The sequence below is a fragment of the Glutamicibacter sp. GQ173 genome (assembly GCF_059759215.1).
Genome location: NZ_JCAXDT010000008.1, coordinates 1 through 22,163, shown reverse-complemented (window position 1 = coordinate 22,163; position 22,163 = coordinate 1). Strand labels below are relative to the sequence as shown.

21 protein-coding genes and 1 pseudogene are annotated in these 22,163 nt (G+C 64.9%); 6 read left to right on the top strand and 16 right to left on the bottom strand.

Annotated elements, in window-relative coordinates; translation table 11 throughout:
* Window positions 1–168: 168 nt before the first annotated feature.
* Together AC6CHO_RS13150 and AC6CHO_RS13145 are read right to left on the bottom strand one after the other, a co-directional pair.
* A complete protein-coding gene (locus tag AC6CHO_RS13150; protein ID WP_498215528.1) occupies window positions 169–1,191 on the bottom strand; it encodes a quercetin 2,3-dioxygenase in 1,023 nt (340 codons plus the stop codon).
* Window positions 1,188–2,159, bottom strand: a complete 972-nt coding sequence (locus tag AC6CHO_RS13145; protein WP_498215526.1) for an alpha/beta hydrolase fold domain-containing protein — start codon at window positions 2,157–2,159, stop codon at window positions 1,188–1,190. Before AC6CHO_RS13145 ends, AC6CHO_RS13150 begins: the two co-directional genes overlap by 4 nt.
* 140 nt (window positions 2,160–2,299) lie before the next feature.
* On the opposite strand from AC6CHO_RS13145, the gene AC6CHO_RS13140 reads away from it, so the two are divergent.
* Window positions 2,300–3,190: a LysR family transcriptional regulator gene (locus AC6CHO_RS13140; protein WP_498215524.1), complete on the top strand. Its 891-nt coding sequence runs from the start codon at window positions 2,300–2,302 to the stop codon at window positions 3,188–3,190.
* On the opposite strand, the gene AC6CHO_RS13135 is transcribed toward AC6CHO_RS13140, so the two are convergent.
* From AC6CHO_RS13135 to AC6CHO_RS13120, 4 genes are read right to left on the bottom strand one after another with little or no spacing between them, the layout of a single operon-like run.
* Window positions 3,187–4,380 carry an MFS transporter gene (locus AC6CHO_RS13135; RefSeq protein WP_498215523.1) on the bottom strand — a complete coding sequence of 398 codons (1,194 nt, stop codon included), beginning with the start codon at window positions 4,378–4,380 and terminating at the stop codon, window positions 3,187–3,189. The two genes, AC6CHO_RS13140 and AC6CHO_RS13135, sit on opposite strands and share 4 nt — an antisense overlap.
* Before the next feature lie 25 nt (window positions 4,381–4,405).
* On the bottom strand, window positions 4,406–6,067 hold the full coding sequence (locus AC6CHO_RS13130) for an amidohydrolase (RefSeq protein ID WP_498215522.1): 1,662 nt from the start codon (window positions 6,065–6,067) through the stop codon (window positions 4,406–4,408).
* Between the two features lie 33 nt (window positions 6,068–6,100).
* Window positions 6,101–6,925 carry an SDR family NAD(P)-dependent oxidoreductase gene (locus AC6CHO_RS13125; protein WP_498215520.1) on the bottom strand — a complete coding sequence of 275 codons (825 nt, stop codon included), beginning with the start codon at window positions 6,923–6,925 and terminating at the stop codon, window positions 6,101–6,103.
* On the bottom strand, window positions 6,922–7,971 hold the full coding sequence (locus AC6CHO_RS13120) for a phosphotransferase enzyme family protein (RefSeq protein ID WP_498215519.1): 1,050 nt from the start codon (window positions 7,969–7,971) through the stop codon (window positions 6,922–6,924). The genes AC6CHO_RS13125 and AC6CHO_RS13120 overlap by 4 nt, the downstream gene beginning before the upstream one ends.
* 182 nt (window positions 7,972–8,153) lie before the next feature.
* On the opposite strand from AC6CHO_RS13120, the gene AC6CHO_RS13115 reads away from it, so the two are divergent.
* Together AC6CHO_RS13115 and AC6CHO_RS13110 are read left to right on the top strand one after the other, a co-directional pair.
* The gene (locus tag AC6CHO_RS13115) at window positions 8,154–8,789 is read left to right on the top strand and encodes a TetR/AcrR family transcriptional regulator (protein WP_498215517.1); all 636 of its coding nucleotides are present in this window, start codon (window positions 8,154–8,156) and stop codon (window positions 8,787–8,789) included.
* The gene (locus AC6CHO_RS13110; protein WP_498215515.1) at window positions 8,786–10,111 is read left to right on the top strand and encodes an aspartate aminotransferase family protein; all 1,326 of its coding nucleotides are present in this window, start codon (window positions 8,786–8,788) and stop codon (window positions 10,109–10,111) included. The genes AC6CHO_RS13115 and AC6CHO_RS13110 overlap by 4 nt, the downstream gene beginning before the upstream one ends.
* Before the next feature lie 20 nt (window positions 10,112–10,131).
* Here AC6CHO_RS13110 and AC6CHO_RS13105 read toward each other — a convergent pair whose 3' ends face one another.
* The 5 genes and pseudogenes from AC6CHO_RS13105 to arsB form a co-directional block, all read right to left on the bottom strand.
* Window positions 10,132–10,494: an iron chaperone gene (locus AC6CHO_RS13105; RefSeq protein ID WP_498215513.1), complete on the bottom strand. Its 363-nt coding sequence runs from the start codon at window positions 10,492–10,494 to the stop codon at window positions 10,132–10,134.
* Between the two features lie 342 nt (window positions 10,495–10,836).
* On the bottom strand, window positions 10,837–12,249 hold the full coding sequence (locus tag AC6CHO_RS13100; protein ID WP_498215511.1) for an FAD-dependent oxidoreductase: 1,413 nt from the start codon (window positions 12,247–12,249) through the stop codon (window positions 10,837–10,839).
* A 36-nt stretch (window positions 12,250–12,285) separates the two neighbouring features.
* Complete coding sequence (locus tag AC6CHO_RS13095; protein WP_498215509.1) at window positions 12,286–12,696, bottom strand: arsenate reductase ArsC; 411 nt, start codon at window positions 12,694–12,696, stop codon at window positions 12,286–12,288.
* Between the two features lie 18 nt (window positions 12,697–12,714).
* Window positions 12,715–13,317, bottom strand: a pseudogene (locus tag AC6CHO_RS13090) (arsenate reductase/protein-tyrosine-phosphatase family protein); the annotation flags it as partial.
* A 37-nt stretch (window positions 13,318–13,354) separates the two neighbouring features.
* Window positions 13,355–14,476, bottom strand: coding sequence for an ACR3 family arsenite efflux transporter (gene arsB / locus AC6CHO_RS13085; protein ID WP_498215507.1), 1,122 nt, complete (start codon window positions 14,474–14,476; stop codon window positions 13,355–13,357).
* Window positions 14,477–14,550: 74 nt separating this feature from the next.
* Here arsB and AC6CHO_RS13080 point away from each other — a divergent pair, with 74 nt between their 5' ends.
* Complete coding sequence (locus tag AC6CHO_RS13080) at window positions 14,551–14,922, top strand: ArsR/SmtB family transcription factor (protein ID WP_498215505.1); 372 nt, start codon at window positions 14,551–14,553, stop codon at window positions 14,920–14,922.
* Window positions 14,923–14,937: 15 nt separating this feature from the next.
* Here AC6CHO_RS13080 and AC6CHO_RS13075 read toward each other — a convergent pair whose 3' ends face one another.
* A complete protein-coding gene (locus AC6CHO_RS13075) occupies window positions 14,938–15,258 on the bottom strand; it encodes a GNAT family N-acetyltransferase (RefSeq protein ID WP_498215879.1) in 321 nt (106 codons plus the stop codon).
* Window positions 15,259–15,479: 221 nt separating this feature from the next.
* Window positions 15,480–15,869 carry a helix-turn-helix domain-containing protein gene (locus tag AC6CHO_RS13070; RefSeq protein WP_498215504.1) on the bottom strand — a complete coding sequence of 130 codons (390 nt, stop codon included), beginning with the start codon at window positions 15,867–15,869 and terminating at the stop codon, window positions 15,480–15,482.
* Window positions 15,870–16,035: 166 nt separating this feature from the next.
* Between AC6CHO_RS13070 and AC6CHO_RS13065 the strand changes: the two genes are divergently transcribed.
* Both AC6CHO_RS13065 and AC6CHO_RS13060 read left to right on the top strand, forming a co-directional pair.
* Complete coding sequence (locus AC6CHO_RS13065; protein ID WP_498215503.1) at window positions 16,036–17,559, top strand: SulP family inorganic anion transporter; 1,524 nt, start codon at window positions 16,036–16,038, stop codon at window positions 17,557–17,559.
* Between the two features lie 163 nt (window positions 17,560–17,722).
* Complete coding sequence (locus AC6CHO_RS13060; RefSeq protein ID WP_498215501.1) at window positions 17,723–18,943, top strand: MFS transporter; 1,221 nt, start codon at window positions 17,723–17,725, stop codon at window positions 18,941–18,943.
* Between the two features lie 72 nt (window positions 18,944–19,015).
* Here AC6CHO_RS13060 and AC6CHO_RS13055 read toward each other — a convergent pair whose 3' ends face one another.
* The 3 genes from AC6CHO_RS13055 to AC6CHO_RS13045 all read right to left on the bottom strand — a co-directional run bounded on the left by AC6CHO_RS13055 (window position 19,016) and on the right by AC6CHO_RS13045 (window position 22,142).
* Complete coding sequence (locus AC6CHO_RS13055) at window positions 19,016–20,059, bottom strand: hemolysin family protein (RefSeq protein ID WP_498215499.1); 1,044 nt, start codon at window positions 20,057–20,059, stop codon at window positions 19,016–19,018.
* On the bottom strand, window positions 20,056–21,402 hold the full coding sequence (locus AC6CHO_RS13050; RefSeq protein WP_498215497.1) for a hemolysin family protein: 1,347 nt from the start codon (window positions 21,400–21,402) through the stop codon (window positions 20,056–20,058). The genes AC6CHO_RS13055 and AC6CHO_RS13050 overlap by 4 nt, the downstream gene beginning before the upstream one ends.
* A 590-nt stretch (window positions 21,403–21,992) precedes the next feature.
* Window positions 21,993–22,142 (bottom strand): LPXTG cell wall anchor domain-containing protein, encoded by a 150-nt coding sequence (locus AC6CHO_RS13045; RefSeq protein ID WP_498215877.1) that lies wholly within the window; start codon window positions 22,140–22,142, stop codon window positions 21,993–21,995.
* Window positions 22,143–22,163: the final 21 nt, after the last annotated feature.

The window sequence follows — 22,163 nt, the reverse complement described above, 5'->3', positions numbered from 1 at the left end:
AAAAGATCAACCAGCACGAATACGTGCCGTTATTTAGTGCGAGGTACAGCATAAACGTTGGGCCGCGGGCACAGCAATTGCGTGCCGGCGCATCCCAGGTGCGCGCGAAACCTGGCTGGCGATAGGCAAATCGCTTGCCTGTCTCCAGCCTCCTGGCCGATGGCCGTGCTACAGTCCCGGCGCGATAGTGCGCTCCGGCGGCGGGCCGACCACCTGCAGATCCAAGTCGGGGTTCGACTGGATCCCGACGATCACCGTGGAGGGGTCGACCAGGCCTTCGGAATACACCGGGGCATGGGCCGGTCCGGAGGTCACGTCGAAGAACTTCTCGAAGACCCCGCCGGTGAGCAGGCCGAGCATCTGGGTATTATGCGCGCCGATGGCGAAGCTGTGGATGGTTCCGGCCGGCGCATGCAGGAAGTCGCCCGCGGTCAGCAGCAGCTCCTGGCCATTGACCCAGAGCCAGACGCGCCCGGAAAGGCAGATGAAGTTCTCGGTGTGCAGCCGATGGAAATGGCGGATGATGTAGGGCTGCACCGCGGCCAGCGTATTGACCGCAAAGTAGCGTCCGCCGGTGTTCGAGGGCCGCGCCAGATAGCTGTTCAACGCGTCGGGCCACGCCCGGTGGTCGCCGCCGCCGGCATTCAGGAAGTATCCGCCCTGCACTGCCGGCAAGTGAAGCGACCTTCCGGACTCGACGCCCTGCGGGAGCTGCAGCTGCGCGGGCGCCGGGGAATCCATGGTGAACAGATGCCTTTCGGTGCGCACGCCTCCGTCCAGCAAATCGGCCAGCGCACCGCCCGGAGCGCTGAACATGAACAGCCGGGTCATATGGCTCAGCAGCCGGTACTCCAGAGCTTCGCCGGGTGCCACATGGAAGGAATCGCCCTGGACCAGGATGCGGGTGCGCCCGGCCACGGTGGCCTGCACGCAGCCATCGACCACGAAGAAAGAGCGCTGCACGGAGTCCAGTGCGCAGCCGGTGCTGCCTGCTCCGGCCGGGCCGAGGATGAAGGCCGCCTCGAAAAGCCCGCCGGTGTCCTGGGTGCGGGCGACTACGGTGATCAGCTGGCCGTCGACTTCGTGCCGTTCTCCTTCGCCCGAGGCCAGGTAATAGGGAACGGGTTCGCCGGGCAGGGCGTTGACCACCGGGGCCAGGCAATGGATGCGTTCCAGATCAATGGTGCTCATGTTGGGGTTTCTCCTGATTCAGCAAGGGGCTTCGGTGCGCATGGGTGCAAGTGCGTGGCCAGGAATGCCTCGATGTGCCCGAAGCTGAACGAGGTGTCCCGGGGTTCTGGCTCTCTGGTGTCCCTGAGTACGGCAGCGGCACTGGATTCGGCCTGGAGCCGTCCGTCGTCCATGACGGCCGCGATCTGGACATCGAGGCGGCCCGGCGGATTGGCGAATCCATGCCGGTATCCGTCGAGCAGGTACAAGCGGGCATCGATTGAATGGGATGCCAGGGCTTCGAAGAGCATCTGCGAGTGGATCGGAGGAACCAGCACATCGGCGGTGCCGTGGCAGAGCAGGAAAGGCGGGGCCTGCTGTGAGACGTGGGTCAGCGGATTCGCCGCCTGCGCCGCCTTCCGGCCGGTGTCCGTGCCCGGATCTTCTCCCAGCAGGCGCCCCTCGGGAGTCTGCCGCCAGGTTGTCCCGGCAGGCTGAGTCGCGATAATCAGCTCCAGGTCGACCGGCGGGTAGCAGGCCGCCACGCAGCTGACCTGCGCGTCGGCCGGCGAGCCCGGTGCACCGGAAGAGGCCGCCAATGCGGCCACGGCGGCCAGATGGGCGCCGGCCGAAGCGCCCCACAGCCCGATGCGCTGGCCATCGATTCCCCACTGCTCCCCTTGCGCGCGCAGGTGCCGGATGGCGGCAATAACGTCATCCAGCGGTGCCGGGAATTTCGCTTCCCCTGAGAGCCGGTACTCGATGGAGGCAAAGGCGATGCCTGTGCGGGCCGCGGTGCCGGCCAGATCCGGGGCCAGGGTGCGGTCGCCGGTGAACCAGCCGCCGCCATGCAGCCATATCACCACTGGAACCAAGGGCCCGCCGGCATCCGGGAGATATAGGTCCATCAGCTGCGCGGCCCCATCACCGCCGGGATGCTCCAACGCAGCTTCGCTGCGTACCGGATTGCTCGGAGAAGAGGAAGTCATCTTTCCATCTTCTGCCCGGCAGGGCATCACTGCCCATCAGAAAAAACCGAAGCAGCATTCGGAAAACCTGAATCACCAGGGCAACGCGGGGTGTTCCGCGGCGCCACGGGTTCGCCGGGTGCATGGGCTACTCTCGAAGCGTGGATCTTACCCTGCATCAATTACGCTGTTTCATGGCGGTGGCCGATACCCTGCATTTCGCCCGGGCCGCCGGGCTGCTGCACGTGAGCCCCTCCACGCTCAGCGCCCAGATTTCCGCGCTGGAGCGCCAACTGGACTGCAAGCTCTTCGAGCGCAACCCGCGGGCGGTCCTGCTGACCGGGCGCGGCCAGGAACTGGTGGCGCTGGCCCGCGAGACCCTGGATGCCGCGGAGAACATCGCCCGCTGGTCCCGCGCGCCGCAGGATTCGGTGCTGCAGATCGGCACCCCGGCCTCCAGCGCCGGGTTGCGCTCCATCCTGCAGGCAGCGGCCGTGCAGCTGCCGCGGGTGGATTTGAGGTTGCGGCCCAGCGGCTTCACCGGAGGACTGCGCGCGCTCAGCACCCGGCAGGTGGACTGCGCATTGATCTTCGAGCTGGATCCCCACGCGCGCTACGCCGGAATGCAGAGCACCGAATTGTGGACCGAGCAGCTGGTGGTTGCCCTTCCGGCGGGGCACCGGTGCGCCGGCCAGGACCGCATGGCCGTGGCAGACCTGTTCGGCGAGACGCTGATCGGCCCGGCCCTCGGCGAGGCCGCGGATGAAGCGACGCGTCCCGGCTGGTACGAGACCATCGATCCCCTGTTGCCCCAGCGCTGCGCCATCAAGGCGCTGGTGGACTCGGCGGATCAGGCCATGGAGCTGGTGGCGGCCGGCATCGGGCTGAATATCGCCGGCTCCTCGGTGATTTCCTCCTATGCCAGACCCGGAGTGCGCTTTGTCCCGCTGGAGACCGGGCACCGGGTCAGGGTCCTGCTCGCCACGCGCGACGAGCAGCCAGCGCCCGAGGTCGCGGCCTTTGTGGACGTCGCAGCCAGAACCGTGGCCTAGGAGGCCACCGGCCCCACCGGGCGGGACGCCGGTTCCTCCAGAGCGGTGGCCCGCGCGTCCGAGGCGCGGAAGACCACGACCGAGGCAAGTACCGCCACGGCCAGGATCCCCAGCGCCACCGAAAGCATCACGGTGAATCCGCCAGCGGATTGGATGATCGAGCCGGCCAGCAGCGGGCCTATGGCCAGGCCCCCGCCAATGGCCATATTGGTCGCGTTCATCACCTGGGGGCCGCCGACGCGGGAGACCTCAGCCAGCAGGAAGGGCAGCAGCCAGCTCCAGGCGATCTTGAACAGCACCGCGGCCAGCACGAAACGCACCATTCCGGGCATCCCGTAGAGCAAGGCGACCGAGATGCCCATCAAGGCGAAGCCGCCGAGGACGAAGTAGCGTGCCCGGGCGTTCTCGCCGACCAGCGTGCTGGCGAAGGAAGCAGCTACCCCGAAGAGCGTGGCAATGCCGATCATGCTCGAGGCGGTGTCCAGCTCGATCCCCGAACCGATGGCGATCTGGCCCATGAAGGTCCACACGCCACCCAGGGCAATGTAGAAGCCGAGCACCGCCACCAGGGCGCAGGCGAAGGGGAAGACCCGGCGCTTGGCCGCGGAGCGTTCCCCGGGGACCGCGCGCAGCTCGTCGCCGCGCACGCAGCGGGCGCAGAACAGGCAAAGGGCTGCCAGCACCGCCAGGGTCAGGTAGACCGCCGAGACCGGGCGCTGCGCATAGATCAGCGGGAACAGGAACAGGATCACCGCGCCCATGGCCAGCTGGCTGACCACGAAAAGCCCGTAGGCCCGCGAGGGATTGGCCGCCTTGGCGCTGAGCGAGAGGATCACCACGATGATCGAACCGGCGGCGAAGGAGGTGATGGCGCGGATGCCCAGCAGCATGGCGAAGCTGCCGGCCAGCGCCGAGACCACGTTGCCGGCAACCACCACGAGCAGGCAGGCGATGGTCAAGGTCCGGATGTTGACCTTGCGCAGCCACAGGAAGGCCGGGACCGTGGCCAGCGAGAAGCAGCCCAGCTCCACCGAGGCGATCAGCCCCACCTGCGCCGGCTGGAGCCCCAGGTCGGCGCTGAGCTTCGAGGCCAGGATCGGGGCCACCAGCAGGACCGCGTTGAGCACGGCGGAGATGGCGGCGATATAGATGTAGATGCTGCGTTCGGCACTGCGGGCGATAGGGGACATGGAAGGCTCCTGTGATCGGGCGGCGCTAGCCGCGTGATGCCGTGCTCTGCGCCGCGTAGACGCGGCGGCCGGCGAAGTAGGTGGACTCGGGGCGCAAGTCGATGAGCTGCTCGGCCGGGACCGCCATGGGGTCGATGGGCAGCACCGTGAAGTCCGCGGATTTGCCGACCTCCAGGCTGCCGGTGGCATCGGCCAGGCCGCAGGCCTCGGCGGCCGCGCGGGTGTAGGCGGTCAGCGCCTCGGCGATGGTCATGGCCTGCTCCTCCCACAGCGCTCCGGGGAAGGCGCCGCTGGGGTCCTTGCGGGTGACCAGGCCGTAGATGGCTGGCCAGGGATTGGGGCTCGGCGCCACAGGCCAGTCGCTGCCGGCGGCGATGCGCGCCCCATGCTCAAGCAGCAGGCGGTTGGGCTGCACCTGGGAAGCCTGCGGCTCGTCGAGCACCTCGTGGAAGGTTTCGGTGATTACTCCCGGATACCAGATGGCTGGGGAGATATCTGCCGACACCTCCAGCTGGGCGAAACGCGGCAGGTCCTCGGGGTGGATGAACTGCCCATGGGCCACCTGGTAGCCGATATCGGTGAATCCGGCGGCCCGCACCTGGGCGACGGCGTCGAGCACCGCGCGCACCGAGGCATCCCCGGTGCAGTGGATTTTCGCGCCGACGCCCAGCGGCGCGGTGCGCAGCAGCCAGCCGGCCAGCTGGTCCTGGCTCATGGTCATCTTGCCGTGCGAGCACGGGTCGGATTCGGCCGCGCCCTTGTAGGGGTTCAGGAAGGCGGCGGTGCGCGTAGGCGGCACCCCATCGAGGAAGATCTTGATGAACGTGGGCCGGTGGTGTTCGCTGGCGGTGCCGGGCATGGACTCGATGACCGGCTGCCCCACCGGCTCGTAGCCGAAGATGAACTCTTCGACCGGGGTGGAGGAAACCACCCAGGCATTGAGCCGCCCGGCCGTATCGAGCCGGTGGACCGCCTGCATGATCTGCATCGAGGTCGCGGCGTCCTGGAATCCGGTGATGCCGAAGGCGTTGCATTCGGCCACGCCGCGGGCGCTGGACTCGACGAGCTTGTCCAGGTCGAAGGGGTCCAGGCGTTCCTTGGCCTTTTCGGCCATCATGCCCGCCGCCTCCACCAGCCACCCCGTGGGCTGGCCCTGCGCGTCGCGGCAGATTCGGCCGCCGGCCGGGTCCGGCGTGCCTTGGCCTATTCCGGCCAGCTCGAGCGCCTGCGAATTGGCCCAGCGGTTGTGCAGCGAGTCGTCGGTGAGCAGTACCGGATGCCCGGCGCTGGCCTCATCCAGCCGGGCCAGGGCTTGCGCGGTGTTGACCTGGCCGATGAGCCCGGAGCCCACCGAACCGCCGGTGAGCCAGGCGCCCTCGGGCAACTCTGCGGATGCCTGCGCGATCCGCTGCAGGATCTCTTCCAGGCTGGCGGTGGGCGCCACGCAGAAGTCGAAGAGCTCCTTCTTGCCGCCCTGCACATGGTGGATGTGGGCATCAATCAGCCCGGGCAGGACGGTGCGCCCGCCCAGGTCCGCCTCTTGGGCTCCGGCCGCCAGCAAGGCGCGGGCGGCGTCGCCGAGGGCCGTGATCCGGCCATCGGCCACCGCGAAGGCATCCACGGCGGTGAGGTCGGCGTCCATGGTGTGGATCGTGGCATTGGTGTAGACGAGGGTGTTTTCGCTCATGGTTGCTCCAGGGAATTCAGAACGGTGCAGTATTCAGGAAAGTGCGTCAAAGCAGATGGTGGGCAGATCCACCATGTGGGCGCCTCCGTCGGCCACCAGGGTGGCCCCGGTGATGTAGCTGGAATCGGGGCCGAGCAAAAAGGCGATGGTCCCGGCGATCTCCCCGGGGTCCGCCGGGCGGCCCAGCGGCACATGCTCCGTGACCTTGGCGTAGGCGGCCGCGCGCCCGGCCAGGCCCATGGCCTGTGCCAGCTCGTCCATTTCGGCATCGGCCATGTCGGTGCGCACCCACCCGGGGCAGACCGCGTTCACCCGCACCCCGTGCTTGCCATAGTCGCGGGCCATGGAGCGGGTCAGTCCAATCAGCGCATGCTTGCCCACGGTGTAGCCGGCCACCGAGGGGCCGGCGGCGATGCCGGCCAGCGAGGAGACGACGGCGATCCGCCCCCGGGTGCGGGCCAGTTCTGGCAACGCCGCCCGGCAGAGCTTGAAGGCGGTGGTCAGATTCGCATCCAGGCTTGCGGCCCAGGACTGGTCATCGGTGTCGGCCACCGTGGAGAAGCCGTGGCCCCCGGCGTTGGCAAGCAGCGCATCGATCCGGCCGAAGCGCTCCAGGGCGCCCTCGACGACTTCTTGGGCACTGGCAGTGTCGGTCATGTCCCCGGGGATGGCCAGTGCGCCCAGGCTCGCCGCGGCGGCCTGGAGCGGTTCGGCGCGCCGGCCGGTGAGCACCACGCGGTAGCCGTCCCGGCTCAGCCTGGTGGCGGCCGCCAGCCCGATGCCGGTGCCGCCTCCGGAGATCAGCGCGACGGGGGCATCTGCGGATGAAGGGGACTCGGAAGAACGTTCCGGGCTCATGGGCGGCCTCCGTTGGCTGGGGCGTTGGCTGGAGTCTGGCTGGGCTGGCGCTGGGCGGGCTGGTATTGCCCGATGAGCTGCATGACCACCGGGACGACCCGGGTTTCGATGAAGGTGGCCTCCTCGTCCCCGTGCCGTTCGGCGGCCCAGCCCAGGTAGGTCAGGCCGCGGGCCAGCAGCAGGTCCTCCCAGGGCTCGAAGAATCCGGCGGGCAGCTGCGGGCGCTGCGCGCGGTAGCCGGCTTCCAGCCCCCGGCGATACTCGGCCAGCAGCGGGTGCCGGCTGTAGAAGAAGAGCACCGTCACCAGGTCGAACAGATGCCAGCCGGTGCCGAAATCGTCGAAGTCGATCAGCGTGGGCTCGCCTTGGGACACCAGCACGTTTTCCGGGGTCAGATCCGCGTGGATCACCCCGAAGCGCTCTGCGTCCACCGGGAGGGCGGCCAGCCGGGCGCGCAGGGCGGCCATGGCATGGCGGATGGCTTCGCGCTGGGCCTCATCGAGGCTCGGCAGCTTGGCCGGATCGCCCCAAAGCGGGGCCGGGCCGGCCAGGCCCCCGGCATCCCAGGCGCCGCGGGCGAACCATCCGGGAACCCCGATCCGCTGGCAGGCGATATGCAGCTTGCCCAGTTCCCCGCCCAGGGCGTGGAAGTCGGACTCGGCCAGCGTCCGGTCGCCATCCAGCGCCAGGACGATGTCCCCCATGGGGGCCGCCTGGTCGATCCAGTCCTGCAGGTCGATGACCACCTGCTGACCGCCGGATCCGTGAGCCACGTTGGCCGCCCCGTCGGTGGTGGGCAGCAGCCGGGGCACGCGCAATCCGCGGCCGGCCAGGGCCAGCAGGTAATTGGCTTCCGTGTCCAGCTCGGCGGTGCTGCGGTAGCCCACTCGGTGGATGCGCGCGGCGTAGTCGCGCCCGGAAGCATCAGTGACGCGGTAGACATGGTTTTCGCGGTATTTCACGAGGGACACTTCTGCCGTTTCCTCGATGCCGTAGCGGGGCAGGACAGCCCTGAGTGCTGCTTCGGCGGTGCTGGCGGAATGCATGGAAGCCTTTCGGAGGTGGCGTTGGGGTGTGAGTCCGGTCATACCAAGTAAAAAGTTGAACAGAGTGTTTGTCAACAGTACAAACTGTTCAATTTTTTGATTTTTGCGGCTATGCTGGTGCCAGCGGGGCTGAGATCCCGCACCAGCACCACACCATCAGGGACCACAACCAGCCGAGGACCATGAGCCAGAAACCAGCCATCACCAGCCAGCGCGAACGCAACCGGCTGCGCACCCGCAACGACATCCTGGATGCCGCCGCCCAGCTGCTGGGCGAAAGCGGCTATGCCGGGACCGCCCTGGAGAAGATCGCGGCGCTCGCTGGCATTGCCCGCGGCACCATCTACGCGCATTTCCCCGCGGGCCGCGAGGAAATCGTCCGCGCGGTCTACCTGCGCCTGGCCGAGTCCGTGGTCGAGCGCGGGGTGGAACTGCGCGGGCAGGCCGAGGGGCTGGTCGACCGCACCCGCGCCCTGGCCCGGGCCCTGCTCGAGGCCAGCGCCGATCCGCGCGGGCGCTTCTACGGCATCATGGGGCCGGACCTCGCCCCGATCCTGGCCGGGGTCACTGGCACCGCCTCGCGCTCCTTCGAGAACTTCATCCGCGACGACCTGCTCATCGCGCAGCAGGAGGGCCGCTTGGTGCCAGGCGCTGACGCCGACGCCCTGGCCGAGATCCTCAACGGCGCCCTGCGCGCCGCAGGGGCACGGGCCGCCACCGAGCCGGAGAGCCTGGAAACCCGCATCGACGCCATAGGCCTGCTGGTGGCCGGGCTGCTGAACCGCCCCGAACCATCCACGATCGGAGAAAAGCCATGACCTCAGTGGCCCCCAAGCAAGAGATGGCCCCGGCCACCGCCGCGCTGATGGCCCGCCGCGTGGCGACCATCGGCCCGCACTCTCCGCTGTTCTACGACACCCCGCTGGAGCTGGTGCGCGGCGAAGGCGCCTGGCTCACCGATGCCGCCGGACGCCGCTACCTCGACGGATACAACAATGTGCCTCATGTCGGGCACGCCAACCCGGTGGTGGCCAGAGCGGTCAGCCGGCAGCTGCGCACCATCAACCTGCACACCAGGTACCTGAACCACATGGTGGTCGACTATTCCGAGGCGCTGCTGGAGACCTTCAAGGCCGGCCTGGATCGGCTGTTCCTGGTCAACAGCGGCTCCGAGGCCAATGAGCTGGCGCTGCGCATTGCCCGCCAGCATACCGGGCGCAGCGGGATCCTCGTCTCTGATTTCAGCTACCACGGGAACACCACCTCGCTGGCCGAGCTCACCACGGGCCTGGCGGTCCACGAGGAGTTCGGGGCCCACGTGCGCGCGGTGCGCATCCCGGATGCCACCGGGCTGGACGCGCAGGCCGAGGCGGCGCTGCGCGATCAGGCGCTGGCCGAGGTCGACGCTGCCATCGCCTCGCTGCAGGAAGCCGGGCACGGGCTCTCGGCTTCCCTGTTCGACCTGATCTTCTCCACCGAGGGCCTGCTGAATGTCCCGGCCGGCTATGTCGAGGGGCTGGCTCAGCGGGTGCAGGCCGCCGGCGGCCTGTTCATCGCCGATGAAGTGCAGTCCGGGTTCGGCCGGCTGGGCTCCCGCATGTGGGGCCATCAGCTCTATGCGATCACCCCGGACCTGGTGACACTGGGCAAGCCGATGGGCAACGGCCATCCGGTTGGCGCGGTGGTCACCACCGAGGCGCTGCTCGACGAGTTCGGTGGCCGGAACATGTACTTCAACACCTTCGCCGGCAGCCCTGCCTCCAGCGCGGCTGGGCTCGCGGTGCTAGGCGAAATGCGCGATCGGGCACTGATGGACAACGCCCTCGCCACCGGGAAGTTCATCGCCGATGCCATGCAGCAGATCGCCAAGAACAGCCCGCTGATCGGCGCGGTGCGCGGCCAAGGGCTGTTCTTCGGCTACGACATCGTGCGCCCCGGGAACCCGCAAGAGCCCGATGCGGCCGCCACCAAGGCGCTCATCGAGCTGATGAAGGACAAGGGCGTGCTGATCAGCCGCATCGGCCGCGACGACAACGTGCTCAAGATGCGCCCGCCGATGGTCATCGAGCACGAGCAGGCGCAGCTGCTGGTAGACCGGCTGGCCGAGGCAGTCGCAGAGGTCACCGCACGGCAGGGCTAGCCGGCCGCGCTTCGCCTGGCCTAGTGCCCGGATGATTCCAGGTGCCGCAGATGAACCCGGACCATCTCCTCGATCAGCTCATCCGGCAGGCTGTTGCCCAGGGTGAATTGGACAGCATGCGCCGTTACCTTGTATCCGGAGAGCCGGTCGCCCAGCTCTTCGATGGCAAAGGAGGAGGGGTAGAAGCTCATGTGCTTCTTGGAGGCGGTGAAGAAGACCAAGGCCCTTCCCTGGTATTTGAGGGTGGGCATGGAGTAGCTGATGGTTTCCTCGGCCTCCGGGACCAGCCTGGTCACGATCGCACGGATTCGTTCAAGATCCGGGCGGAATTTCGGGTCGATGGCATCCAGGTAGGCATCGATTGTCGCAGGTTTCGGGTCCATGGAAAATCTCCTCGTGGTGGATTGCACGCAGCCTTGTAATACCACCCTACGACGGCATCCGAGGTGGTGGGTCCCGGGGCGTTCCTCCTGGCCCCGGGACTCGCCGCGCGGTGAACCGCCGTGAAGGCTTCCTGGAACTCGTCCTGAACATTCGAGGGAATGACATTCGAGGCATAGCAGGACTCGGTCCCGGTCCACCTGGTCGGCGAAACGCTGTGCCGCATCTTCGGCCAGCCAGGAACCGGCCGCAGAGAACCAATGCAGTGCGGCAAAGTGCCAACACCAGCGGATATTGGTGCCTCAATCGTCCCCACAAGCATTCTTCTTGGGAACAGCCAACCACTACTCTCTTGGCAATCCACCAATCAATTCCGTATTTCCATGCATGGTTCCCGTCGCCTGCCCGAAGACCACCGGTTGCGGCCCGCTGGCGCAACACGAAGCATCCTCGGGAGCCGGAGCATCGCATGAGCCGGCCAGATCACTGGAGCAGACACCCGTTTCCGGCAGCTCCAGCTCCACCCGCGCCGCAGCCTGGTCATCCCCGGACAATGCGGCGGCAATGGAGCGCACCTGCTCATAACCGGTGGCCATCAAGAAGGTCGGCGCCCGGCCATAGCTTTTCATCCCGGCGATGTAGAAGTTCTTCTCCGGGTGAGCCAGCAGCTTTTCTCCATGGGCGCTGACCGTTCCGCAGCTATGGAATTCCGGGTCGATCAGCGGGCCCAGCTGGCGCGGGGCTTCAACGCTTTCGTCCAGATCGAGGCGCAACTCGGAGAGCATCTGCAGATCCGGGCGGAATCCGGTGGCCGCGATAATCCGGTCAATTAACAGCTGGCGGCCATCAGCCAGGGACACTGCCAGCTGTTTGCCGGGGTTCATCGATGCCACAGCCACATTTTCCAGCAGCTGCACGCTGCCGTCCTCCACCAGCCGGCGCAGGCTGGTCCCCAGCTGGCCCCGCGCTGGCAGCTGATCCGCCGCGCCTCCGCCGTAGAGGCGAATCGGATTGGCCGCCGAGCGCAGTCCCCACAGGATGGTGGTGTCCGGGTATTTCTTCTGCAAGCGCCCCAGGGCAATGATGGTATTGGCCGCCGAGTGCCCGGCACCGAGCACCAGCAGTTTCTTCCCTGCCAGCGCTGATTCGTCCGCACCCAGCGGATCAGGCAAGCCGCCCAGGATGAACCCGCGCTCGCGGGCTTCGGCTTCGCCGATGGCCTCGATGCCACCCCGGCCTACCGGACTGGGCTGATTCCAGGTTCCGCTGGCATCCACCACGGCCCGGCCGATCAAATCCATCTGGCCATCGGCGGTTTCGGCGCGCACCAGGAATGCCGCCTCACCGCGGCCGGCGGTGCGGGTCTTGTCGGCACCCCGGCCATCTTCCAGCACCCGGCTGATCTTGATCACACGGTGGCCATAGCGGATGCGCGGGGCCAGTTCCGGATGCGTTGCCAAGGGCTCCAGGTACTCGCGCACCACCTCGCCACCGGTGGGCAGCTTGGTGAGCCGCGGTGCTTCCCAGTCCCCCGCATAATCTCCGCTGGGTGATTCCAAAAGGCGCTGGGCGGCGGCATCGATGTTGAAACGCCAAGGAGAGAAAAGCTTGATGTGCGCCCACTGCTCCATGGCCGCCCCGGCCTGCCCTCCGGCTTCCAGAACCAGCACCTCCTGCCCGCGTTCTCGCAGGTGTGCCGCGGTGGCCAGGCCAATAGGACCGGCGCCAATGACGATCACAGGATAGGTCGGGTTCATGGAACACTCCTCAGCGGGGAAACAACAGGTCGATGGTTAGTTGGCAGGCAGCAGTTCAGGGATCAGGGTTTCGATGCGCGCGCGGATCTCATCGCGGATCGGGCGCACTGCGTCAACACCCTGGCCGGCTGGGTCATCCAGCTTCCAGTCTTCGTAGCGCTTGCCGGGGAAGATCGGGCAGGTATCTCCGCAGCCCATGGTGATCACGACGTCGGATTCCTTCACCGCTTCGGTGGTCAGGATCTTCGGGGTTTCCGCCGACATGTCGATGCCTTCCTCGGCCATCGCCTGCACGGCGGCAGGGTTGACCGAATCGGCTGGCGCGGACCCTGCCGAACGAACCTCGATCCGCCCTTCGGAAAGGTGCGCGAGGTAGGCGGCGGCCATTTGCGAGCGGCCTGCATTGTGGATGCAGACGAAGAGGACTGAAGGTTTGAGGTTTTCCATTATTGGTTCTCCTGTGTCTTACTTATTGTTCAATGTGTCGAGCAGTGCACGAACGCGTGTGGTGATGTCTTCGCGAATTTCTTCAAGGTCCTGGCCAGATGCGGCAGCGGGGTCTGGCACGTCCCACTCTTCATAGCGGACTCCGGGAAGGATGGGGCAAACATCCCCGCAGCCCATCGTGATGACAACATCCGCAGCACGTACTGCGTCATCAGTCAGCGGTTTGGGGAAACGTTCAGCCGACCGGCTTTCGCCTTCGATGTCGGTAAGCATGCGCTGAACGCCTGGATGGATTTCGGATGATGGTGCTGATCCGGCGGAGCGAGCAATGACTGAGCCATCTGAAAGGTGGTTCAACAGTGCTGCAGCAAGTTGGGAACGCCCAGCATTCGCGACGCAGAGGAACAGCACTTGTGGTGTATCGGAATGCGTGTGGTGTCGAGCGATATCGGTCAAACGCTGTTTCGCGAAACGCGCAGTCAGCGACACCAGGTGCTGGCTTACGCTGGCCGTGCGCGCCAACGAGGCGTAAGACTCGCGAACAATTCGGAGCACTAGATCACCGGACAGATCTGGTGATCCCTTGGACAATTCTTGTGCGAGACGGGTGAGCTGCTCATCGTGCGATGCATGTAGTTCGAAAGACATGGCTAACCAGCTAACTTCTCAGAGTTTCAGCAGTGGATGGGAAGAACTTGCGAGACCATAGGGCCACATAGACCAGAGCTACAAGGATGGGCACCTCGATCAGCGGGCCAACGACGCCGGCCAGGGCCTGGCCGCTGGTGGCGCCGAAGGTCGCGATGGCTACCGCGATGGCCAGTTCAAAATTGTTTCCTGCCGCGGTGAAGGCCAGCGTAGTGGTGCGCGGGTAGCCCAGCTTCAGGGCGTGGCCGATGAGCATGCCGGCGCCGAAGACCACGACAAAGTAGGTCAGCAGCGGGATGGCCATGCGCAGCACATCCAGCGGCTTGGAGATGATGTTATCGCCCTGCAGGGCGAAGAGCAGCACGATGGTGAACAGCAGCCCATACAGTGCCCACGGGCCGATCTTGGGCAGCAACTTTCCTTCATACCAGTCCCGGCCCTTGGCCTTCTCGCCGAGTGTGCGGGTCAGGAAACCAGCCACCAGCGGGATGCCCAGAAATACCAGCACCGAAGCGGTGATGGCGGCGACGGAGAATTGCGCGCTGGTGGTTTCCAGGCCAAGCCAGGATGGCAAGACCTGGAGATAGAACCAGCCCAGCGCGCCGAAGGCGATGACCTGGAAGACCGAGTTGATGGCCACCAGCACGGCGGCCGCCTCGCGGTCGCCACAGGCCAGGTCATTCCAGATGAACACCATGGCGATGCAGCGCGCCAGGCCCACAATGATCAGCCCGGTGCGGTATTCGGGGAGGTCTGCCAGGAAGATCCAAGCCAGCACGAACATGAAGGCAGGAGCCAGGACCCAGTTGATCACCAAGGAGGTGATCATCAGCTTCTTGTCGGCCAGCACCCGGCCGGTCTCGTTGTACCGGACCTTGGCCAATACGGGGTACATCATCACCAGCAGGCCGATGGCGATGGGCACCGAGACACCCGCAACGGTGAATCGATCCAGCAGCTCACCGAGCTGCGGGAAGATCCGCCCAAGGCCCAGGCCGACGGCCATTGCAAGCAGGATCCATAGGGCCAAATAGCGGTCCAGGAAAGACAACTTCTGGGCTACAGGGGCAGTATCGGGCACAGGCGCGGCTGTCACTGATTCATCACTCCAAAGATAGACATCGACGAACATCGATGACTCGAGTATGCTTACACATATCGAAGTTTGTCAATCTCTTGACGAAGCGCAGCAAGGAGCACTGGGACATGAGCACACATACCTTGAACGAGCCTCCACAGCAGGCCGAGGACATCGACGCACCGTGCTGCGTGCCCGCGCGCGGCGAAGGCATGTTGCAGCTGGAGGAAGCCAGGTTGCTGGCCGTTCGATTCAAGGCGTTGAGCGACCCCAATCGCCTGCGAATCTTGTCGATAGTTTCCTCGAACCAAGACGCTGAAACCTGCGTCTGCGACCTGCCGGAGCCGCTGGGGCTCAAGCAGCCCACCGTCTCCCACCACCTGAAAATCCTGGTGGACGCAGGAATCCTGCACCGCGAAAAGCGGGGTGTGTGGGCGTATTTTTCTGTCGTTCCAGGAGCACTGGAATCTTTGGGCTCCACCTTGCTGCCCAAAGGCTAGGTTTGCCTTGGAGGCTCAGAACCGCATTTCATACAGGCAGGTATCCATCCACTGCCCTGCCAGCGGTCCGGCCGCGACTTGGGCTATCCGCTCCCGGAAACCCACTTCCCGGAACCCGGTCTTTACGTGCAGATTCCGGCTGGCCTCATTCTGGGCGATAATGGCCGATTGCAGCATCCAATAGCCCTGCGCCGCGGCCCTGCCAATGAGTTCTTCCATCAGCGCCCGACCTATGCCCTGGCCAGCAGAATTCGGATCCACATAGATTGAATGCTCGATGACCCCGCAATAGGCAGGGCGTGCTGAAACTGGCGCGGCAGCAGCCCAGCCAAGCACATGCCCCCTCCGGGGCCATGGCAACCAGGGAGAGTGCAGGGATTTTCCCGCCAAAGAATGATTCTCGGGTCGGGACCTGGGATTCAAAGGTAGCCACCCCGGTCGCGATTCCTTGCGCGTAAATGCGCGAGACGTCCTGCCAATGGCCTTCCGCCATGTCGCCTATCCGGATTTCCATGCCATTCAACTCCCCACGGCGTTCTCTGCCCGCTTACCGGGTGCTACTTGGTGCGCAGATCAGCGATGAATGAATCCGCACGCTGCAGATTCAGCTCCAGCTTGTCCCGCTTGGCGCTGGCTCGCTGGATATAGTCATCGAGCTTGGCCCGCGCCGTGGCGTCCTTCGGGTTTCCGGCGAGCGCATCCACCGCGTCGAGCAGCTCGCCCATCTCTTCGAGGCTGAACCCCAAGGGCTTCATCGAGCGGATCACCAGCATGCGCTGCAGGTCCGAATCGCGGTAGATCCGGAAACCGCCTTCACTGCGGGTACTGGCGGGCAGCAGCCCCACTTCGTCGTAGTGGCGGATAGTGCGATGCGACAGCCCGGTGGCCTCGACCATGTCACCGATGTGCATTGAGCTTCCCTTATCGCGGGCTTCTGGCTGATCCATGACGTTCTCCGTTCCCTCCGGTTACAACCCTACCCTTACGTTAGGTTAGAGTTAATTGCGGCGGCATCAGGCGTTCCACTGCCCAAGCACTTCTTGCCCCGCCCCCTAGAATTCTACGCACGGCATGTGCCCCCGCTTAAAGACGCGAAAAGAAGGGAGCTCAGTCATGAGCACCAATACGACGGCGGGCCTCTCCGCCCTAAGTCCGGCCGAGCGCCAATCAGTGCTACGCACCCTGAAATCCCCGAGGTTGCTTAAGACCGAGGTCCTCGCCGGCCTGGTAGTAGCGCTGGCCTTGATCCCCGAGGCCATCGCCTTCTCCATCATCGCAGGAGTGGACCCGCGCATCGGGCTGTTCGCCTCCTTCACCATGGCGGTATCCATCTCCTTCTTCGGAGGCCGTCCCGCCATGATCTCCGCCGCCACCGGAGCGATCGCGCTGGTCATCGCGCCTTTGGTAGCCAGTCATGGAACCGACTACTTCATCGCCGCGGTCATCATGGCCGGGATCTTCCAAGTGGTGCTGGCGCTGCTTGGCGTGGCCAAGCTGATGCGCTTCATCCCGCGTCAGGTAATGGTCGGTTTCGTCAACGCGCTGGCCATCCTGATTTTCCTGTCCCAGGTCCCCGAGCTGCTCGGCGTGACCTGGCTGGTCTATCCGCTGGTGGCGCTGGGCCTGTTGATCGTCTTCGGCCTGCCCAAGCTGACCACTGCGATCCCGGCCCCGCTGGTGGCCATCGTGGTGCTGACCGCGATCACGGTCATCGCCTCGCTCGCCGTCCCCACCGTGGGCGACAAGGGCCAGCTGCCCGAATCCCTGCCGGCCCTGTTCTTCCCGGATATCCCGCTGAACCTCGAAACTCTGCAGGTGCTCTTCCCCTATGCGCTGGCCATGGCCTTCGTGGGCTTGCTCGAATCGCTGATGACCGCCAAGCTGGTCGACGATGTCACCGATACCCATTCGAACAAGACCCGCGAATCCTGGGGCCAGGGTGCGGCGAACATCATTACCGGATTCTTCGGCGGCATGGGCGGCTGCGCGATGATCGGGCAGACCATGATCAATGTGAAGGCGTCCGGGGCGCGCACCCGCATCTCGACGTTCCTGGCCGGGGTGTTCCTGTTGATCCTCGTGGTGGTTCTCGGCGATGTGGTGGCCTTGATCCCGATGGCCGCACTGGTGGCAGTCATGATCTTCGTTTCCATTGCGACCTTCGACTGGCACAGCATCCGGCCCTCGACGCTGCGGATGATGCCCAAAAGCGAAACCACAGTCATGCTGATAACTGTGGTTTTCACGGTGGTCACCCACAATCTGGCTATCGGCGTCGCCGCTGGAGTACTCACGGCCATGGTGCTCTTCGCCAACCGAGTAGCCCACTTCGTAACGGTAACCCGAACCGTGTCCGCGCCCAGCGATGCCGGCATGGCAACCTACAAGGTCGACGGCGAGCTGTTCTTCGCCTCGTCCAATGACCTGTTCACCCAATTCGACTATGCCGGGGATCCGGCCAATATCGTCATCGACATGACCCAGTCGCATCTGTGGGATGCTTCGACCATCGCGGCTTTGGATTCGGTGACCAGCAAGTACGCGAAATACGGAAAGAACGTGGAGATCACCGGGCTCAATAAGGCCAGCGCCGCGATGCGCGAACGCCTTGGCGGAAAACTGGGTGGCGGGCACTGATTCGGGAGATCCGTTGTTCGTCGAATCAGGCATCTCTACCCTGGCGGATTTCCCATTGAACGAAACATAAGCGGCATCTGGACACAGCCGATGCGACAATCCGACTATCAGTTCCATGCCGCGGCTTCCACGGCCTACTTAATGCAAGGAGGCATCAGCGGCAGTGCATAGCCCGACAGCCCAATCACCCCAGCGGACCAACATCGCCTGGATCATCATCGTGGCTTCTGGGGTCATGGCGGGGTTGCATATCTGGAAGCTCTCCCCCGCATTGGGCATCATCCGCGGAGAACTCGGCTTCTCGCTCTTCTTCTCAGGCGTCCTCCTGGGCGTGGTCCAGGTTGCCGGAATGGCCGGTGGATTGGCCGTCTCGCTGCTGTCTGAAGTGATCTCCCAGCGCCGAACGTTCATTGCCGGCCTGCTGCTGGTGGCCATCGGCAGCGCCTTGGGCGCATTCTCCCCCAATGCTATTGCGCTGTTGGCAACACGGATCATCGAAGGCGCCGGGGTCATCATGGCCACGGTGATGGGCCCGGGACTGGTCAGGCTGCATGCTCCGTTGAAGACCATGAACATGGCGGTGGGATGGTGGGCCGCCTACATGGGGCTGGCGACTTTCATCGGCGTCTTTTCCACCGCCGTCGCTCTGCAGCATCTTCCCTGGCACATCTGGTGGGCGGTGCTGGCCTGCATTTCCCTGATCCCCATTCCGCCGATCCTGAAATTCGTTGCCGCAGACAGCCCTTCGGGATCTTCAGCCGTGGGGATGGCAGCATCACGCATCGCCATGACCGCTCGTTCCGCACGGGTGTGGGTCAGCGGGCTCATTTTCGGATGCTATACCGTGCAATGGATGGCCGTAGTGGGGTTCCTGCCCACGATCTTTTCCGAATTCGGGCTGTCCGCGGTGGCAGGCGGCTTGGCCTCGGCGGTGGTTGGCGGGCTAAACGCAGTTGGGGCGATCATCAGCGGCGCGCTGCTGCATCGAGGGCTGAATGGGCGGACCCTGCTGCTCATTGGCTTCGGAATGATGGCCCTGACCTCGGTACTGACCTTCGCGGTCGATTATCCGGCTGACTTGCTATGGGTCCAGATGCTTTGCGTCGGGATGTTCTCGCTGGGCGGGGCCGCCATTCCAACAACGGTGACCAGGATCGTCGTGGACCTCGCACCGCCGGGCGGCTCGGCGCCAGCGGCCATGGGCCTGGCGCAGCAGATCTTCAATATCGGCAACTTCACCGGCCCGATGCTGCTGGCCGCGATGGCTTCATGGACTGGCGGCTGGAATTCGACCTGGTGGCTGACGGTGCTCTTCGCTGCGCTCGGCTCGCTGCTCACCCTCCAGCTTTCGCGCAAGAATTCGCCTTTCGCCAGTTCCCCATGACAGTGCCGCACAGCAACGACCAGGGTGGATGGCTGCGCCGTCCTGCCCTGGCCGCTGCCCGATGATCCACCCCTACGGGGTGCTGCGGTGTTCGTTCCTGATCTGCCCCACGAGCTCAGCAAGCATGTCCTCCAAGGTCACCATGCCTGTCACCTGGTCACTCCCGGCATCGCGCACCAGCGCCAAGTGCGCGCCGGAGAGCTGCATTTCCTGCAGCGCGGCGCGCACGCTTTGCGTGCCGCTGAATGATGGCAACTCGCGGATCAAGCTGCTCGGCAGCGGCTGCGGGCGCGCGTGTGCGTCCGCCCCCAAGACGTCCTTGACGTGCACATACCCCACGGCGCTTCCGTCGGGCTGGACCAACGGGAATCGCGAGAAGCCATGGGCGGCCGCCGCTTCGATATCCTCCACGGTGCAACCCACAGGAAGCGTCTGGACCTCCTCGAAGCTGATGGCCACTGAATCGATGCGCCGGGCATCGAAGTGCAGCGCGCCCATCAGCAGCTGCTCATCGTGCTCATCCAGGATGCCTCCCTCGCGGGATTCGGCCACCATGGAAGAGACCTCGTCGCGGGTGAAGGTGCTGGCCACTTCGTTCTTCGGTGCCACCTTGAAGATGCGCAGCACCAGGTTGCCCATCGCGTTCATCAGCCACAGCACCGGCCGCAGGATCTTCACCAGGATGACCATGCTCGGTCCCAGGATCAGCGCCATGCGTTCCGGGCCGGCCAGGGCCATGTTCTTCGGCACCATCTCCGCGAGCACCACGTGCAGGTAGGTCACCGCGATCAGCGCGATCGCGTAGGACAGCGCGTCGATCATGCCCTCCGGGATGCCGATAGCCTCGAAGGGCCCGGCCACCGCGTACTTCACCAGCGGCTTGGTGACATAGCCAAGGGCCAACGAGCACACGGTGATGCCCAGCTGCGCCCCGGCCATGACCAGCGATACGTTTTCAATGGCCCAGAGGGTCATCTTCGCGCTGCGGCTGCCTTCGATGGCCTTGGGCTCGATAATGCTCCGGCGTGCCGAGATCAGCGCGAATTCGGCGCCGACAAAGTAGAAGTTCGCTGCAAGCAGCAGGATCGTGACAAGAATTCCGAGAAGATCGCTCATCGCTTCGCCTCCCCTTCTGCCTGCCCGCCGACCCTCACGTCAACGGTGGCGATCCGCTGCTCATCCATGGCGTGAATAGTGAACTGCAGCTCCTTGGGCCCACTGCCTGGCTCGCCGGGCACAACCAGGTCGACGACATCGCCCACCTCGCCGAACTTGCCCAGCTGCACGGTCAGCAATCCTGCGAGGGTCTCGTAGTCCGCGTCGTGCGGGATGCGGCAGCCCAGCAGCTCATTGGCCTCGTCAGGGCGCAGGGCCGCGTCCAGGCGCCAGGTATCTTCCGAGAGCACCTGCACGGTGGAATCCTCCGGGTCATGCTCGTCGCGCACTTCCCCAACGATTTCTTCCACAAGATCCTCCAAGGTCAGCATGCCGGCGACATCGCCGGTCTCGTCAATCAGCACGGCCATCTGCAGCCCGTCGCTGCGCAGCTGGTCCATCAGGTCATCGAGCTCGATGGTGTCCGGGACCAGTCGGGCTTCTTCGGCAAAGCCGCCCACCGGCGTCTGCTGGCGTTCTCTATAGGGGACAGCGAGCAGGGCGCGAATATGCACGAGCCCCAGTATCCGGTGCCCGCCCTCGCCGGCCAGCGGGAATCGGGAGTGCCCGGTGCGCGCCGCCAGCTTGAGCACCTCGTGCACCGTTTGCTCAGCGCCCACGGTGACCATCCGGGAACGGGCCGTCATCACGTCATGGCCGCGGCGGTTGCCGAAGGCGACGGTCCGGCGCAGCATCTCCGCGGTTTCCGAGGGCAGGACGCCTTCGCGGGCCGAGTGCCCCACCAGCGCCACGAGCTCCTCGGCAGAACGGGTGGAGGCCAGCTCCTCCTGGGGCTCGATACCGAAGCGGCGGACAATCCAGTTCGCGTTGCCGTTGAAGAACGCCAGGAATGGCTTGGTCACAGTGCTGAAGCCGCGCTGGAATCCCACCACGGACTTGGCCGTCTCGAAGGGCTTGGCAATGGCCAGGTTCTTGGGCACCAGCTCGCCGAACACCATGGTCAAGACGGTGGCCAGCACCAGCGCGAGGGCAATGGAGGTCGACCGGGCCAGCGCCTCGTTGAGGCCGAGGTCCTGCAGCGGCCCTACGACAAGGGCCGCGATGGCGGGCTCGGCCAGGAAGCCGATACCCAAGTTGGTCAGGGTGATGCCCAGCTGCGCGCCCGAAAGCTGGGTGGACAAGGTTTCCATGCCCTTTAGGACACCTGAAGCGCGGCGGTCGCCGGCCTCGGCGGCTTGCTTCACCCGGTTTCGATTGACCGTGATCAGGGAGAATTCAGCGGCTACGAACAAACCGCATCCGAGAATGAGGAGCATTGCTATGAGCAGCGAGATCCATTCCATTATTTGCACCCCCTGTCCTTCGAAGCCTGTGCGGCAATCCTGCCGGGCAGAGGGTTGGAACTATGAGATCTACTGTCGCCTGAAGCGTCCATCATTCCCTTCCGGCCACAGTATCTTCCCGGGGCCTGATGTGTTCCCACCATTGTCCAGCATGCTGCAGGGCATTTTGCTTGAACCGTACATCTGTTTGCCGGATTCCCCACTTCTGCACAGCAATTTCAAAGAAGACCCGGCTGAATGCCGATGCGGACCTACCGGCGGATCCGGCAATCGCGCGGCATCGATGAAGGCCGCTGCACCCTTTATGTTGTCGACTGCTCCTTAAGTCCGAGGAGCATAGGAGCTGCAGGCCCACCAATCCCCTCATAATGCCTTGTCCCAGATTAACCAATAGTCCGGGAGTTCCCGCAGGTTGGAAGTCAAGCACTTTCCAGCTGTGGAAAGTCCTAGGTTGGCCCGTCACGGTTCTTTGCAAGCAATACATAGAAGCGTCAGTAGTTCATAGTTATCGATGTTCCGAAACGAATACTAAACGAAAAAGGCGGAACGAGCGGTTGAAGTATTCAACCGCTCGTTCCGCCTAGCCTCAGTTAGGCTTTTCGCCTACGTGCAATTAGCAGCCCCAGAGCACCCAAGACAAGCGCACCAGCGCCGGCCGCAATGAACCCGAAGTTGTTTGCGCCGGTTTGAGCTAGGTCATCCTTCGGATCAGTTGGATCAGTTGGATCAGTTGGCTCCACCGGATCAGTTGGATCAGTTGG